This window comes from Cylindrospermopsis raciborskii Cr2010 (genome assembly GCF_003367075.2).
GTDB lineage: Bacteria > Cyanobacteriota > Cyanobacteriia > Cyanobacteriales > Nostocaceae > Raphidiopsis > Raphidiopsis raciborskii.
Genome location: NZ_CP065936.1, coordinates 2,851,684 through 2,869,083, shown reverse-complemented (window position 1 = coordinate 2,869,083; position 17,400 = coordinate 2,851,684). Strand labels below are relative to the sequence as shown.

Sequence of the window (17,400 nt, the reverse complement as noted above, 5' to 3'; positions counted from 1 at the left end):
ACCCTAATGTATTTGATCTTAACTCATTTTCAGCAACAATCTCATAATCTCATAAATAAATAGTTAACGCCTATCCAACAATCACTTTTACCTGGTCTATGGTGTTATGGCTAAGGCTATAATTTTTTTATGGTGGATATCTAGGTATATTATTACTCTCTGTTACTTTTATTTTCTCTCTTAAATATGCACAAGTGGTTATCAATAATAGGTATAGGTGAAGACGGAATTGCTGGATTAAGTAAAACGGCTATTTTATTTGTTGATCAAGCTGAGATTTTGGTAGGTGGGGAGCGTCATTTAGCTATGTTACCTCCGGATGATGGGAGGAAAAAAATTTCCTGGAACTCTCCCTTTGGTAATTCTATTCAACAGGTTATACAATATAGAAACCAGAACAAGTTAGTATGTGTTCTATCTAGTGGAGACCCTATGTGCTATGGAGTGGGAGCCAGTTTAATTAGGTATATTCCTAAAGAAGAAATCACTATTATTCCCACCAACTCAGCTTTTAGTTTAGCTTGTTCTCGATTAGGCTGGAACTACTCAGAAGTGGAAACCGTAAGTGTATGTGGTCGTCCAGTTTCCTTACTGGCATCTTATATTTACCCTAATGCCAAACTACTGATTTTAAGTGAGGGTAAACACACACCAGCAATAGTGGCTAATATTTTAACTACCCGGGGTTATGGTGGTAGTAAAATTACGGTTTTAGAAAAGATGGGTGGTGTGAACGAGAGGATTTTAACCGGTTTAGCTCAAAGTTGGCACGAGACAGAAATTGCCGATTTAAACACCATGGCCGTAGAATGTATTGCCCAGAGGGGAATATGTGGGTTATCCAGACTACCTGGTTTGCCTGATGATGCTTTTCATCATGATGGACAGTTAACTAAACGAGAAGTCAGATCCCTCACCCTATCAACTTTAGCTCCCTTACCTGGGGAACTGCTGTGGGATATTGGATCAGGTTGTGGGTCTATTTCCATAGAGTGGATGCGAACTAATATTAGATGTGCAGCAGTAGCTATTGAACAAAACTCCATGCGATCGCACTACATAGCGGATAATGCCAATGCTTTGGGTACACCGAACTTGCAAATTATTCGTGGTCAAGCACCCCAGGTGCTGGGGGATCTACCCACCCCTGATGCCATTTTTATTGGTGGAGGAATCAGCACACCAGGATTGCTAGAGGAATGTTGGAATTCTCTATCTCCTGGGGGGAGAATAATGGCTAATGTGGTCACCTTAGAGGGAGAAAAAACATTATTTACGTGGTATGAACAGGTGGGAGGTAGTTTTACCCGGATTTCCATTCAACGGGCCCAACCCCTGGGCAAATTTTTGGGTTGGAAGGCAATGTCTCCGGTTACCCAATGGGTAGCACGCAAATCCTAACACCAACAAAATTGACAAGTAGAGACGAATTAGCGTCTCTACTCAAAATTAGGCGGGAGTATTAACAGCGGGTTGTGACACAGGTTCTTCCTGAACACCGCGCACCTTAATTAACCGAATAGCCCTACTAACACTTTCCGGTAAAATTACCACTAAACTACCATCCGGAGCCATGTCCAAACCTTTATTAATGGCTTGGGTCTCGTCTAGGATAGACTCATAACGACAATTGGCTTTAGTTTGGGTGATACCTTGAACAATCAAATCCGATCCTGATCCCCTAGGTCTTCCCCTGGTGTCATCATCTTCCTTAACAATGATGTAGTCAAAGATCTCAGCTGCTAATTTTCCTAGAGTAACAAAATCCTCATCACGGCGGTCTCCTGGTCCTCCAACCACTCCTATACGCTGCCCGCTTGTCCAATTGCGTACAAAAGAACCTAAAGCCTGGTAGCTGGCGGGATTATGGGCATAATCCACTAAGGCATGGTATTTACCCAAATTAAACAAGTTCATTCTACCTGGTGTTTGACTTACAGAAGCCCGAAAAGATCTTAACCCAGCGCGAATCTGTTCAATAGTGACATTTTGTACAAAAGCTGCTAGACTTGCCGCCAAAGCATTGGCAATCATAAATGGTGCTTTACCACTCATTGTTAAGGGTATACTTTCAGCTTTTTCTATCCGGTGTGTCCAATCACCTTTGACAATTGATAGATAACCATTTTCATATACTGCTGCCACTCCTCCCTTTTGAATATGCCGTTGCACAAGCTCAGAATCGGGATTCATAGTGAAGTAAGCAATGTTAGCCTTTGTCTTTTCCGCCATAGCAGCTACCCGATAGTCATCAGCATTTAATACCGCATATCCATCAGGAAAGACCGCTTCCGACACAACGCTTTTAAGATTAGCCAACTGTTCAATAGTATCAATATCACCAATGCCTAAATGGTCTGCGGCCACATTTAAAACCACGCCCACATTAGCGAACTCGAAGCCCAAACCAGAGCGGAGGATACCCCCACGGGCGGATTCCAGTACGGCCACCTCCACCGTTGGGTCTTGCAGGATGAGATGGGCGCTCTGGGGACCAGTATTATCTCCAGCTTCCACCAAAAAATCACCGATATAAGTACCATCAGTAGTAGTGTAACCCACAATTTGACCTGTTTGCTTATAAATGTGAGCCAACAGACGAGTGGTAGTAGTTTTACCATTAGTACCAGTAACACTAAGGATGGGAATGCGGGTAGGTTTTTCATTGGGAAACAGCATATCCATCACCGCACCAGCCACATTGCGGGGAATACCCACACTGGGAGCAACGTGCATCCGAAAACCAGGGGCGGCATTAACTTCCACAATTACACCATCCATTTCTCTCAAAGGGCGACTAATATCCGTGGTTACCACATCTAAACCAGCGATATCCAAACCGATAATTTTTACCACCCTTTGGGCTAACCAGATATTTTCCGGATGAATTTCATCCGTACGGTCTACAGCAACGCCACCTGTACTCAAATTTGCTGTAGCTCGTAAATAACAAATCTGTTCTTTACCAAGCACAGTATTAATGGTATAACCCTGCCTTTCTAATAATTGATAGCTAGTGCGGTCGAGTTCAATTTTGGTTAGCACATTGTCATGTCCTTCGCCGCGATTAGGATCTTTATTGGTTTCTTCAACTAATTCAGCAATAGTTAATTTACCATCACCAACCACGTGAGCGGGAACACGTTCAGCCACAGCCACAACCTTACCATCCACGACTAAAACCCGATGGTCACGCCCCACATAATAACGTTCTACGATAATTGAGCGAGAAACTTGCCTAGCGGAGTGATATGCAGCTTCAGCATCATCCCAACTTCTAATATCAATGGTAATCCCACGACCATGATTACCATCAAGGGGTTTAATGACGATGGGATAACCACCAACATAGTCAATGGCCTCTTCCAAATCGTCCAGAAAATTGATTACAGTCCCCTTGGGTACGGGGACTCCGCTATTAGCCAAAATGCGTTTAGTAGCTTCCTTGTCACAAGCCAGTTCCACCCCAAGAATGCCAGTGTTGTCAGTCATGGTGGCTTGCATCCGCTTTTGATGGACACCATAGCCCACCTGGATCAAAAACCTGGCGGATAATGGCATCCAGGGAATACCTCGCCTTTGGGCTTCCTTAACTATCGCCTCCGTTGAAGGCCCGAGGGAAGCATCTCGCCAACAGTCTTTTAGATCTTGAATATCTTGTTCCAATTCGGCTTTAGGATAGCGTCCCCTGTCAACAATACTTTGACATATTCTAACTGCCGCCCGGGAAGCATAGCGTCCAGCTTCTTCATTGAGATATTCAATCACAACTTGATAAATCCCAGGGGTGGCGGTTTCACGAGTACGGCCAAAGCCTACTTGCATTCCAGCCAATTCCTGGAGTTCTAGGGCTACGTGTTCTACGATATGACCCATCATGGTCCCTTCTCGTACACGCATCAAAAAACCGCCTCTACAGCCTGGTGAGCAATAATGACCTTCTAGGCTGGGTAGGGCTTCCACCAATCCTTCATAAAAGCCTGAAATTTGATTGGATGGCGTTTCTGCTAAGTTCTCCAAATCTAGGCGCATGACGATTAGTTTATGGCGTCGAATGCTCCAATAATTTGGTCCGCGTAAGGTCTGGATCTTGAGGATTCTCATGGGTGTAGGTAGATGGAGATTCGGAACCAAAATTTTAGTTTCTTACTCAAGTTAACCGGTAAACTGTCCAGGGTGAACGGTTTTTTCCCTTTACTTAGGAATAGGCTGATCTTTTGGTGATAAATCATAGCTGGCGGGTTAAGACACATTGTCACCATAACTAGGGAGACGATGCACTGCTGGTAAAACAGTACGTTGGTAGAGGTGAAACCGATCTCCATAACTTAGAATGTGCAAGCGTAAGTTATGGACGTTCAAAGGTTCATTGGCACTAACATGAGGCTCATTGGTATGAGTTAGTTCAGTGGGATCCACAATGGTCACACTACCCTTGCCCACCACTTGTAACCACCCATCCCTTTCAAACACGGCACAAGTATCCTCATCAATACCAATACCAAGACGGTCTGGATGGGCCGCAATAGCACTAATTAATCTTCCCATACGGTTTCGATTATGAAAGTGCTGATCGACAATCACTTCAGGAATAAATCCCAAACCTGTTGCCATATCTACTAAAGAACGGTTAGGCGTTTCCCCGCTTCCCCCACCAGCAATCATGTGGTGTCCCATAACGGCTGCTCCTGCACTTGTTCCTGCTAGAGTTAATTGTCCTGCTCTTACGCGTTGCCGGATTAAGTCCATGGCTGGTGTATCCGCTAGGACTCCACAGAGTCGCAATTGGTCACCCCCGGTTAAAAACACCCCAGTACAGTTTTCTAGAGATGCTTTAATTTGAGGGTTTTCACATTGTTCACGCTCACGAATGTCCAAAATTTCCACCTTCTGGGCACCCATTTCTTCAAACAAGCGAATGTAACGACCACCGATTATGGCTGGTTCTCTTGAAGCAGATGGAACAATTGTAATATAAGCCTTACTAGCGCCAGCACGAGCAACAAAAGTTCTTAGAATTTCACGTCCGTGAACTTTGTCCTCTGCGCCTCCGATCACTAGAACGGCAGTTTTAGTTGCTTGGGGTGTCCTCATTTCCAGCGTTTTAGCTTTTAATTGCTGCATTGTGTTTCTTGGTTCAACAACTTCAGTGGCCTTCGCCTTAAACGGTTGGTTGGTGACGAATGGCAAGTGAATTCATTTAATCAGGTTTCTTACCGTCTTGATTTCCGACCTTTGCTTTTTTGAGAGGACATTCATGAACTTTTGGGAGCGAACCCCCTAATTTTTCCTTAAACGCACACGAAGCCTATTTTCTGTCATGTTCGTTACTTTTCCTCATCACCATCACCGTTTACCTTTCTATTTGTTTGTCTGAAATAAAATAGATTTTACGGTGTTTTCAGGTTTGCGATCGCTAGTTTTTTAGGGCATTTTCACTTTAGGTGGCCCTTAGAGATTCAAGCTCGCCTCCCCCCGGGTGGCTACGGTTATAAATTCAGTCGTGATAATTATTTAAACATAGATTCAAACATAAACTAGATGATAAATATAGTTCTCTTACTTTTTAGTCAACCCTTATGATAATCTAAAACATGCAGGGAATTAATAACCCTGCTCTCAAAAGATTACTTGATAGGGATATATGACCAGACTTATTTGCACGGTCATTTTACCTGCTTCTGCTCTGGAATATTGTGCGTTTTGATACTGTGCGTTTTGATATAGTTACACTTTTTCCCGACTGTTTTGGTTCCATTCTCAGTTCTGGTCTTTTAGGGAAGGCTCTAAATAGGGGTATTGCTGAGGTTTATTTGGTTAATCCCAGGGATTTCACCAAGGATAAACATCGTAAAGTAGACGATGAACCCTACGGTGGGGGTGTGGGTATGTTGCTTAAACCTGACCCGATTTTTACTGCGGTTGAGTCCCTACCGATTTTACCTCGTCGGGATATCATTCTTATGAGTCCCCAGGGACAAACTATCAATCAACCCCTTTTGAGAGAATTGGCTACTAGCTATGATCAGTTAGTTGTCATTTGTGGACATTATGAGGGCGTTGATGAGCGTGTTCTCAATTTAGTTACCCGTGAGGTGTCTTTGGGTGATTTTATTCTGACAGGTGGCGAAATCCCCGCTATGGCCCTATTGAATGGTGTGGTTCGTCTTCTACCGGGTACTGTGGGTAAGGTAGAATCTCTCAAGGCTGAAAGTTTTGAAGCGGGTTTATTGGATTTCCCCCAATACACCCGTCCCGCTGAGTTTCGAGGTTGGAAGGTTCCCGATGTTTTGCTTAGTGGTAATCACGCGGAAATTTCTCGCTGGCGCTTTCAACAACAAATTGAACGGACTGCTTCTCGTCGTCCTGATCTGCTGGAAAAATGGCAACGAGAACGCTCTGATTCTCTAGATCCCACCCCCAGGGAGAAAGAGGATTAATTTACTGAACACCCAAATAAATAAACAGACAATGACTACAAATATCAGAATTGGTAACGGCTATGATATTCACAAATTGGTGAGCGATCGCCCATTAATTCTTGGTGGTGTTCACATACCCCATGAATTGGGTTTGTTAGGACATAGTGATGCTGATGTGTTAACCCATGCAATTATGGATGCTATGTTGGGTGCCCTGTCTTTGGGGGATATTGGTCATTATTTTCCCCCTAATGATCCTCAGTGGAAAGGGGCCAACAGTTTGGTATTATTAAAACAGGTTCATGGTCTCATTCTCAATCAAGGTTGGGAAGTGGGCAATGTGGATTCTGTAGTGGTAGCTGAACGTCCCAAGTTAAAACCCTATATTCATCAAATGCGTGAGCAGTTAGCATCTACTTTAGCAATACAACCCCATCAGGTTGGGGTAAAAGCCACAACCAATGAAAAATTGGGTCCCACTGGTAGGGAAGAAGGTATTTGTGCTTATGCGGTCGTTTTGTTGGTGGCAAATCCCTAGTATTTAATAGTATATTATAGTATGTCCTTAATCAACAAGTATCTCAAATCAGCAAAACGAAACCTATTATTTATCATTATAGTTTGCTTTATAGCCACACCCCTAACCGGTTGCAATCCTAGTAACTTTAAAAACCCTAATGTTAGGGATGTGCCCCAATTAGTAACCAGTATTCTCAGTGATCCAAAAACTTTTAACTACGCTTTAAGTTCTGAGTCTCCCAATATATTTGGTTATACCTACGAAGGATTAGTTAGCCAAAATCCCCTGACGGGTGAGATAGAACCAAATTTAGCCCAATCCTGGGAAATTTCTGAGGATAAACTAAAAATTACCTTCACCATGCGTGAGAACTTAAAATGGTCTGATGGTCAACCCCTCACCGTGGATGATGTTGTATTCACTTATAATGAAATTTATCTAAATAAACAAATACCCACAGATATAAGAGATATTTTGAGAATTGGTAAAGAAAGAAAACTACCTAAAGTAACAAAAATAGACAATAGGAGAGTAGAATTTACTGTTCCCGAACCCTTTAGACCCTTCCTACAAAGCGTAGGTGCTGCCATATTACCAGCGCACATCTTACAAGAATCAGTGGTGACAAAAGACCAAGATGGTAAACCGAAATTCCTGAGTATTTGGGGTGTGGACACTCCTCCAGAAAAAATCATCGTTAACGGTCCCTATCAACTAGAACGCTACGAAACTAGTCAAAGAATCATTTTTCGTCGTAACCCCTACTATTGGCGTCAAGATTCCCAGGGTCAACCCCAACCTTACATTGAACGGATTATTTGGCAAATTGTGGAATCAACAGATACAGCTTTGCTCCAATTTAGATCCGCTGGAATGGATGCTATATCAGTCACACCTGATTATTTCTCATTGTTAAAAGTCCAGGAAAAACAAGGAAATTTCCAGATTTATAATGGCGGACCCTCCACTGGTACTAGTTTTATTTCCTTTAACTTAAACCAGGGCAAAAGAAATAACAAACCCTTAGTGGATCCGATTAAATCCCAGTGGTTTAACCAGGTAAAATTTCGTCAAGCGATCGCCTATGCAGTAGACAGGGAAACCATGATTAATAATATTTACCGTGGTTTAGGTCAAACCCAAAATTCCCCGATTTCCGTGCAAAGTCCTTACTATCTCCCACCAGAAAAGGGATTAAGAGTCTATAATTACAATCCCCAAAAAGCCAAAGAATTACTGATAGAAGCTGGATTTAAATACAACAGTCAAAACCAATTAGAAGATGGTCAAGGAAACAAGGTAAGATTTAGTTTGCTCACCAATGCTGGTAATAAAATCCGGGAAGCAATGGGTGCCCAAATCAAACAAGATCTGAGTAAAATTGGCATTCAAGTTGATTTTACCCCATTAGCATGGAGTACATTTTTAGACAAACTATCTAACACCCTAGATTGGGAAGCATCCCTATTAGGTTTAACTGGTGGTTTAGAACCCAATGATGGTGCTAACGTGTGGTCTCCTGAAGGGGGGTTACACATGTTTAATCAAAAACCGCAACCAGGGCAAAAACCCATAGAAGGATGGCAAGTAGCACCCTGGGAAAAGAAAATTCATGAACTATATATTCAAGGAGCCCAGGAATTTGATGAAACTAAGGTGAAAGAAATTTACGCCCAGAGTCAAAAATTAACCCAGGAGTATTTACCATTTATTTACCTAATAAATTCCACCTCCTTGGTAGCAGTGCGTAATCGATTTACGGGAATTAAATATTCCGCACTCGGTGGTCCATTCTGGAATATTCATGAAATTAAAATTAGGGAATAAATTAATGACTCAACCAGAAAATTTGCAATCCCTATTACAAGCTGTAGCTAATGGTAAAATTAGTCCTGATCTAGCCCTAGAATCTCTCAAAAATCTAGCATACGAATCTGTAGGTGAATTTGCCAAAATTGACCACCATCGTCATTTAAGAACCGGGTTTCCAGAAGTCATTTGGGGACCTGGTAAAACCCCTGACCAAATTGCCCAAATCATGGAAATTATGCGTCCACGCGCTTCCGTAGTCATGGCTACCCGAATTACTCCTGAGATATATTCCATACTACAAAAAAAAGTAAGGGGACTAAAATACTACGACCTAGCAAGGATTTGTGCCCTTTCTCCCGATGAAACCCCACCGCGATTTCCTGGAGAAATAGGAATCCTCTCCGCTGGTACTGCTGACCTACCCGTAGCTGAAGAAGCTGCTATAACTGCTGAACTATATGGTTTTAGAGTGCAGCGTCTCTGGGATGTGGGTGTAGCAGGAATTCACCGCTTACTCAATAATCGTCATTTGCTCAATTCAGCATCTGTCCTAATTGTTGTAGCAGGTATGGAAGGTGCCCTACCCAGTGTAGTAGCTGGTTTAGCAGATTGTCCCATAATTGCCGTGCCCACCAGTATTGGTTACGGGGCAAATTTTGCGGGTTTGGCTCCCCTACTCACCATGCTCAACTCTTGTGCTGCTGGTGTGGGAGTGGTCAATATTGATAATGGATTTGGCGCAGCAGTTTTAGCAGGTCAAATCCTACGTACCGCCCAGAAATTGAAGAGAGAACCAACTTAAACCATATAATACAACTAAACAATAGATTTTCTAAAATTGATTTTATGACCGCAAAACAAACTTGGAGCCAAAGGTTTGAATCCGCACTACACCCGACTATCGCCCGTTTTAATGCTAGTATTACTTTTGACATTGAACTATTAGAATATGATATTACTGGTTCCCAAGCCCATGCGAAAATGTTGGGTCACAGTCAAATCATTACTCCAGAGGAAGCAGAGCAATTAGTGACCGGTTTAGAACAGGTACGTCAGGAATATCGACAAGGAAAATTCCAACCCGGTATTGATGCGGAGGATGTACATTTTGCGGTAGAAAAACGACTTACGGAAATTGTGGGTGATGTAGGAAAAAAACTACACACCGCCCGTTCTCGTAATGACCAGGTAGGAACTGACACGAGACTCTACCTACGGGAGCAAATCCAACAAATCCGTCAACACCTAAGGGAGTTCCAGCAGGTATTATTAGATCTAGCTGAGAAAAATATTGAAACTCTCATCCCTGGATACACCCACCTACAAAGGGCCCAACCCCTAAGTTTGGCTCATCACCTCCTAGCCTATTTTCAAATGGCACAAAGGGATTGGGAAAGATTAGGGGATGTGTACAAACGGGTAAACATTTGCCCCCTAGGTAGTGGCGCTCTAGCAGGTACTACCTTTCCTATTGACAGGAAGTACACCGCACAGCTATTGAATTTTGACAGTATTTATGCTAACAGTTTGGACGGGGTAAGTGATCGAGATTTTGCCATAGAGTTTCTGGCTGCTGCTAGTACAATTATGGTGCACCTCAGTCGCTTGTCAGAAGAGGTAATTCTATGGGCCTGTGAAGAATTCCGTTTTATCCACCTAAAGGATAGCTGTGCTACCGGTTCCAGTATTATGCCACAAAAGAAAAACCCAGATGTTCCTGAGTTAGTTAGAGGTAAAACAGGTAGGGTCTTTGGTCATCTTCAGTCTATGTTAGTAATTATGAAAGGACTACCCCTAGCCTATAACAAAGACTTACAAGAAGACAAAGAAGGTATATTTGATAGTGTAAACACTGTCAAGTCTTGCTTGCAGGCAATGACAATTCTATTAAGAGAAGGTATGGAGTTTCGCCAAGAACGTTTGGCTGCAGCAGTGACGGAGGACTTCGCTAATGCTACTGATGTTGCAGACTACTTAGCAGCTCGAGGAGTACCCTTTCGAGAAGCTTATAACATAGTTGGTAAAGTAGTTAAAACTAGTATTTCTGCTGGTAAGCTCTTGAAAGATTTAACCTTGGAAGAATGGCAACAAGTACACCCATCCTTTGAGAGTGATATCTATGAAGCTATTTCCCCACGCCAAGTAGTAGCTGCGCGTAACAGCTATGGCGGCACTGGCTTTGAGCAAGTTAGACAAGCGATCGCCAGTGCCCATAGTCAAATTTTACAAAGTTGACTTTTCCTCCAAGGACTACCCTATTTCGGACCTAAACCAACTGTGCCAGCATAAATAGCGCGATCGCCCAATTCATGCTCAATTCGCAATAAACGATTGTACTTAGCTACTCGTTCACTACGACACAGAGAACCAGTTTTAATTTGTCCTGCACGGGTAGCAACAGCCAGATCGGCAATAGTGGTATCTTCAGTTTCACCGGAGCGGTGACTGATCACAGAACGAAAACCATTACGGGTGGCCAAATCAATAGTTTCCAGAGTTTCCGTCAGGGAACCGATTTGATTTAACTTAATCAAAATTGAGTTACTAGCCTTTTGTTCAATACCCTTTTGTAAGCGATTGGCATTAGTTACAAATAAATCATCACCTACCAACTGCACCTGGGAACCGACCTTCTGGGTTAGTAATTGCCAATTATGCCAGTCTTCTTCGTGTAAACCATCTTCAATAGAAATGATAGGATACTGACCAACCAACTGTGCTAAATAATCAATAAACTCTACTGGAGTATGGGACTCACCATCATAAACATACTGACCATCTTTGTAAAATTCACTAGCGGCCACATCTAAAGCCAAAGCGACCTGCTCACCGGGTTTATAACCAGCTTTTGCGATCGCAGCAACCAACAACTCCAAAGCTTGTTGATTGGACTCTAAATTAGGTGCGAAACCGCCCTCATCACCCACACCAGTCAATAGACCTTGGTCATCCAGAACCCGACTGAGGGTGGCAAATACTTCCGCACCCCAGCGCAAAGCTTCACTAAATGAGGGAGCCCCCACAGGAACAATCATAAATTCTTGAAAGTCCACATTATTAGCTGCATGGGCGCCCCCATTGATCACATTCATAAGGGGAACTGGCAATAAATTGGCTAAAGGCCCACCTAAATAACGATAGAGGGGAATATCCAAAGCTGCTGCACCTGCTTTTGCTGCTGCTAGGGAAATTCCTAAAATAGCATTGGCCCCCAAATTAGCCTTGTTATGGGATCCGTCTATGCCAATCATGGTTCTATCTAAAAGTTCTTGGTTAAGAACATCCAACCCCAACAACTTGGGAGCCAATATTTCATTGGCATTTTTCACAGCTTTGAGGACTCCTTTACCACCATAACGACTCTTATCCCCATCTCGCAGTTCATGAGCTTCAAAAGTACCTGTGGAAGCACCGCTAGGAACTTGGGCCAGTCCCACCGCACCCCCAGCTAGATGTAATTCTGCTTCTAGGGTAGGTCTCCCTCGGGAATCAAGAATTTCCCGAGCTACAATAGCATTGATAGCAGTATCCAGATAATTGGTCATTCCTTTTCCTCAGTCTGTATTATCCTTGGTTTACAGATTAGTTTATGGGGTGATCGGGCAAAATGGGTTGAGATTAAGGAATATTTTCGGTAATTGTGCAGCAGTTGCTCCTAAGTTTACCAAATCCGCTATCCTGTTACTTGTTTTACATTACAAATCCAGATTGAAGAGGTCAATTATGAGATTGTTACACACCATGCTCCGGGTGGGAAATTTAGACAAATCTTTGGAATTCTACTGTGATATCCTGGGAATGAAATTATTGCGTCGCAAGGACTATCCCACGGGAGAATTCACCCTAGCTTTTGTGGGATATGGAGATGAAAGTGACAATGCTGTTATAGAATTAACTTATAATTGGGGAGTGGAAAAATATGAATTGGGTACTGGATATGGTCATATTGCTTTAGGAGTTGATGACATTTACTCCACCTGTGAAGCCATTGGAACCCGTGGTGGTAAGGTTGTACGTCAACCTGGCCCTATGAAACATGGTTCAACGGTTATAGCCTTTGTTGAAGATCCAGATGGGTATAAAGTGGAGTTGATTCAGATGGCCAAGAGTTAATATGGACATGGGGATTTGGGGAAGTTATATGGAGGTTATATTTATTTAGCAAGTCCTAAATTCAAAGTCTTAAATTGCAAGTCGTAAAAATGCAGCCTACAGATCCAAATAAATTTACTGACACAGCATGGGATGCTGTAATTAAATCTCAAGATATAGTCCGTGCTTATCAACAACAACAATTAGAAGTAGAACACCTAATTTTAGCCATTCTAGAAACTTCTAGTGCGGTTACTTCGGGTATTTTGACTCGCGCTGAAATTGATCCAATTAGATTACAAGAACAATTAGAAGCCTACACTAAACGCCAACCGAAAGTGGGAAAGACGGATCAACTCTATTTAGGGCGCAGTTTAGATTTACTCCTGGACCGAGCAGAGGAAATTCGCGGGAGAATTAAGGATGGGGAAATCTCTGAAGGTCATATTTTATTAGCTCTTGCAGAAGATGAACGGGTTGGTAGACGGATCTTTAAAGGTTTAAATATTGATATTTCTAAGTTAGAATCTGCTGTCCAAACTGTCCGTGTGACTCAAAAGGTTTCTGGAAAAGACAATGGGTCTGGGGATGGTTCTGAACCAGCACTAAAACGTTTTGGGCAAGATCTAACTGAACAAGCAAAAGCTGGAAAATTAGATCCTGTTATTGGTCGTGATGATGAAATTAGACGGGTAATTCAAGTCTTATCCAGACGTAGTAAAAATAACCCGGTTCTTATTGGTGAACCAGGGGTGGGTAAAACGGCGATCGCTGAAGCTCTGGCCCAAAGAATGATTAATGGCGATGTTCCTGAATCTCTGAAAAATCGTCAGTTGATTACCCTGGATATTGGCAGTTTAATTGCTGGTGCTAAATATAGAGGTGAATTTGAAGACAGATTAAAAAATGTCCTCCGGGAGGTTACTGAATCTAATGGTCAGGTAGTTTTGTTTATTGATGAGTTACATACAGTGGTGGGAGCTGGTTCCAATCAACAGGGAGCTATGGATGCTAGCAATCTCCTCAAACCTATGTTAGCTCGTGGTGAACTTAGATGTATTGGCGCAACTACTTTAGATGAATATCGCAAATATATAGAAAAAGATGCTGCTTTAGAACGAAGGTTTCAACAGGTTTTTGTGGATCAACCCACGGTAGAAAACACTATTTCTATTTTGCGCGGTCTTAAAGAACGCTATGAAGTCCATCATAATGTGAAAATTGCCGATTCCGCTTTGGTTGCTGCAGCTACTTTATCAGCTCGTTATATTGCAGATCGGTTTTTACCTGATAAGGCCATTGATTTAGTTGATGAAGCAGCAGCCAAGTTAAAAATGGAAATCACCTCCAAACCCTCAGAACTGGAAACCATTGACAGACGTTTAATGCAGCTGGAAATGGAAAAATTGTCCTTGTCGGGAGAAGAAAAAGCTACCGCTCCTACCAGGGAACGATTGGACAGAATTGAACAGGAAATCTCTAATTTAACTACTAAGCAACAAAAATTGAATGAACAATGGCAAGGAGAAAAGCAGTTATTAGAAGCCATTAGTAGTTTGAAGAAAGAAGAAGATGCACTCAGGGTACAAATTGAGCAAGCGGAAAGAGATTATGATTTAAATAAAGCTGCTCAATTAAAATACGGCAAACTGGAAGGGGTGCAAAGAGAACGAGAAATTAAAGAAACCCAGTTATTAGAAATTCAACATCAGGGTTCTACTCTATTAAGAGAACAGGTCACGGAAGCGGATATCGCAGAAACAGTCGCTAAATGGACTGGTATACCCGTTAATCGTCTGTTGGAATCGGAACGTCAGAAACTACTCAAACTGGAACATCATCTCCATGAAAGGGTGATTGGTCAAGAAGAAGCTGTACTCGCAGTATCAGCTGCTATTCGTCGTGCCCGCGCGGGTATGAAAGACCCATCCCGTCCCATAGGTTCCTTTTTGTTTATGGGCCCAACCGGAGTGGGGAAAACCGAACTTGCTCGTGCCCTGGCTCAATTTCTGTTTGATTCCGAGGATGCTTTAGTTAGGTTGGATATGTCCGAATATATGGAAAAGCATTCTGTCTCCCGTTTGGTGGGCGCTCCCCCAGGATATGTTGGTTATGAAGAGGGTGGTCAGCTCTCAGAAACTATTCGTCGTCACCCCTATTCTGTAGTTTTGTTGGATGAGGTGGAAAAAGCCCATGGCGATGTATTTAATATCTTACTCCAGGTCTTAGACGACGGAAGAATTACTGATAGTCAGGGTAGAGTGGTGGATTTTCGGAACACTGTTATAGTGATGACTAGTAATATTGGTAGTGAATATATCATTGATATTTCCGGGAATGGGGATAAGCACGAACTGATGCGGAACAGGGTAATGGATAGTTTGCGATCGCATTTTCGTCCTGAATTTATTAATCGGATTGACGACCTAATTTTGTTCCACACCTTGAATCGTTCTGAGATGGGTCAGATTATTCGCATTCAATTGCAAAGGGTGGAGAAATTATTAAAAGAACAGAAGATCTGTTTAAATATAACCGACAATGCCTGTGATTATTTAGTAGAAATCGGGTACGATCCAGTATATGGTGCCCGTCCATTAAAGAGGTCAATCCAGCGGGAAATAGAAAATCCCCTAGCGACCAAGATATTAGAAAACAGCTTTGTTGCTGGGGACGTAATTGTTATAGACAAGGGGGAAAATGGACTGACATTTTTTAAAAAGCAGGAAAATTTGCCGTCTCCCATTAATCCCCTTGAGTTGGTTACAGGATCTCGCCCTCAATAAAAACTTGCGGACTTGCGATGGTGGATAGCAGTCATACCATCTTGATTGAGTACCTTACCATCATTCACAGTCGCATAAACTAACCAGTGATCTCCCACTTCCATGCGGCTTTGCACGGTACATTCCAAGTACGCCAAAGCGCCATTTAAAATTACACCCCCATTTCCCTCGGTGATGTCCAAACCCTTAAATCTGTCCTGTCCGGGTTCGTAAACCTTCATAAAATGTTTACGTATTTCCCGTCCTTCAGCTAGAATATTAACAATAAATGGATTACTTGTATGAGTTAGGTTTTCCATAGCGCGGTCCTTAGCTACCGCAATAGTCAGTCCAGGAGGATTAAAACTGGCTTGGGTTACCCAGGATGCTAACATCCCAGTTTTGATTTCTCCTTGAGTTGCTGTGACCACACATAAAGAACCTATGATGCGACCTACAGCTTGTTCTACATTAGTTGCAGGTTGTTTTGCTACTAAGGATTTTTTAGTAAACCGTTTTAACGCTTGGGCAAAATCCGTACCTGCTTCCTCACAGTTTTGTAAAGTGGACTCGTTAGGTTTGAACTTGACTCGAATAGGTTCAAAACCAAATCTAAAACCAGCATCTTTCAGTTTACCTTCCAGCAGATCCACTGCTTCCCCACTCCAACCAAAGGAACCAAACACCCCTGCTAACTTAGTATTAGTTGCAGTAGATAAAACAATACCCAAGGCTGTTTGTACCGGTGTAGGTGCGTGTCCACCTAGGGTGGGGGAACCAATAACAAAACCCGCACATTTTTCGATCGCACTTTTAATTTCTTCTGGGTCTGCGAACTCGCAATTAATGGACTCCACCCTAACACCTGCTTTGGTAATACCACGAGCGATCGCTTGGGATAGGGTAGTGGTGTTACCATAGGCGGAAGCATAGATCAATGCTACACTAAGTTCTGAATTAGTTTGTTGTTTAATCCATTCTCGATAAGAGTGCGTTAGCTCCTGCAGCCCATATCTTACTAATGGTCCGTGACCGGTAGCATATAGTCGAATTTGTAAATCTGCCAGTTTATCCAAAGCGGTTTCCACTTGTCTTGGGTGGGGGGCCATGAGACAGTCGAAATAATAGCGACGATCTTCGGTAAAAACCTCCCAACCCTCATCAAAAACCTGATCACCACAAAAGTGAGATCCAAACAACTTATCAGAAAAGAGAATTTCTGTTTGGGGATCATAGGTACACAGTTGGTCTGGGTAACGGGGGTTGGGAGTGGGAATAAATTGGAGATGATGACCCTTTCCTAAGTCTAGGGTTTCATCACCCCGCATGATCAAAATGGGTAAATCGTCATTTTCCAGTGCTGATTTGAGGTTTTTTGCTCCTGGGTTAGAGCAAACAAAAGTGATTTGAGGAGCAATTTCTCTTAATGCTTTTAGAGTTGCAGCTCGGTTAGGATTGACGTGACCTAGAATTATATAGTCAATGGATTTTGGGTTAATTCTATCTTGTAATGCATCCAAATAAATCTTGGTAAAAGTTTCCCCTGGGGGGTCAATTATGGCAATTTTATCACTCTTAATGACAAAGGAATTAGCTGTGGTCCCCTTGGCTAAACCATATTCAATTTCAAACCGCAATCTTGTCCAACTGCGGGAGCGTAATATGATGGTATTTGTACCAATAGGTATTATCTGTACATCACGGGGTTTAGTAATTGACATAGTATCTCCAATATTTTAAGTGTGATTTAAAGTTTATGGGGTGCGTTAAACGCACCCAAAACTGGCGA

General features: G+C 42.6%; 12 protein-coding genes. 8 read left to right on the top strand and 4 right to left on the bottom strand.

What is annotated here, in order from left to right:
- Positions 1–186 precede the first annotated feature (186 nt).
- Entirely contained in the window at positions 187–1,401 is a 1,215-nt protein-coding gene (gene cbiE / locus C6N34_RS13050) for a precorrin-6y C5,15-methyltransferase (decarboxylating) subunit CbiE (protein WP_115538711.1), read from the top strand.
- Positions 1,402–1,449: 48 nt separating this feature from the next.
- Here the strand turns inward: cbiE and cphA are convergent, their stop codons facing one another.
- Positions 1,450–4,104, bottom strand: a complete 2,655-nt coding sequence (cphA, locus tag C6N34_RS13045) for a cyanophycin synthetase (RefSeq protein ID WP_115538710.1) — start codon at positions 4,102–4,104, stop codon at positions 1,450–1,452.
- Positions 4,105–4,242: 138 nt separating this feature from the next.
- Positions 4,243–5,124, bottom strand: a complete 882-nt coding sequence (locus tag C6N34_RS13040; protein WP_057178366.1) for a cyanophycinase — start codon at positions 5,122–5,124, stop codon at positions 4,243–4,245.
- 587 nt (positions 5,125–5,711) lie between these two features.
- On the opposite strand from C6N34_RS13040, the gene trmD reads away from it, so the two are divergent.
- From trmD to argH, 5 genes are read left to right on the top strand one after another with little or no spacing between them, the layout of a single operon-like run.
- Complete coding sequence (gene trmD / locus C6N34_RS13035) at positions 5,712–6,440, top strand: tRNA (guanosine(37)-N1)-methyltransferase TrmD (protein WP_040008604.1); 729 nt, start codon at positions 5,712–5,714, stop codon at positions 6,438–6,440.
- A 31-nt stretch (positions 6,441–6,471) separates the two neighbouring features.
- The gene (ispF, locus tag C6N34_RS13030) at positions 6,472–6,960 is read left to right on the top strand and encodes a 2-C-methyl-D-erythritol 2,4-cyclodiphosphate synthase (RefSeq protein WP_006276549.1); all 489 of its coding nucleotides are present in this window, start codon (positions 6,472–6,474) and stop codon (positions 6,958–6,960) included.
- A 21-nt stretch (positions 6,961–6,981) separates the two neighbouring features.
- Positions 6,982–8,769, top strand: coding sequence for an ABC transporter substrate-binding protein (locus C6N34_RS13025; protein WP_115538709.1), 1,788 nt, complete (start codon positions 6,982–6,984; stop codon positions 8,767–8,769).
- 4 nt (positions 8,770–8,773) lie between these two features.
- Positions 8,774–9,556 carry a nickel pincer cofactor biosynthesis protein LarB gene (gene larB, locus C6N34_RS13020; RefSeq protein ID WP_057178417.1) on the top strand — a complete coding sequence of 261 codons (783 nt, stop codon included), beginning with the start codon at positions 8,774–8,776 and terminating at the stop codon, positions 9,554–9,556.
- Positions 9,557–9,600: 44 nt separating this feature from the next.
- Entirely contained in the window at positions 9,601–10,989 is a 1,389-nt protein-coding gene (gene argH, locus C6N34_RS13015; protein WP_057178368.1) for an argininosuccinate lyase, read from the top strand.
- A 20-nt stretch (positions 10,990–11,009) separates the two neighbouring features.
- On the opposite strand, the gene eno is transcribed toward argH, so the two are convergent.
- Positions 11,010–12,299 (bottom strand): phosphopyruvate hydratase, encoded by a 1,290-nt coding sequence (eno, locus tag C6N34_RS13010; protein WP_006276553.1) that lies wholly within the window; start codon positions 12,297–12,299, stop codon positions 11,010–11,012.
- A 178-nt stretch (positions 12,300–12,477) separates the two neighbouring features.
- On the opposite strand from eno, the gene gloA reads away from it, so the two are divergent.
- The gene (gloA, locus tag C6N34_RS13005; RefSeq protein WP_050784611.1) at positions 12,478–12,867 is read left to right on the top strand and encodes a lactoylglutathione lyase; all 390 of its coding nucleotides are present in this window, start codon (positions 12,478–12,480) and stop codon (positions 12,865–12,867) included.
- A gap of 89 nt (positions 12,868–12,956) precedes the next feature.
- Positions 12,957–15,632, top strand: coding sequence for an ATP-dependent chaperone ClpB (gene clpB, locus C6N34_RS13000; RefSeq protein WP_115538708.1), 2,676 nt, complete (start codon positions 12,957–12,959; stop codon positions 15,630–15,632).
- Here clpB and C6N34_RS12995 read toward each other — a convergent pair.
- The gene (locus tag C6N34_RS12995) at positions 15,626–17,332 is read right to left on the bottom strand and encodes a diflavin flavoprotein (RefSeq protein ID WP_115538707.1); all 1,707 of its coding nucleotides are present in this window, start codon (positions 17,330–17,332) and stop codon (positions 15,626–15,628) included. The two genes, clpB and C6N34_RS12995, sit on opposite strands and share 7 nt — an antisense overlap.
- Positions 17,333–17,400 lie beyond the last annotated feature (68 nt).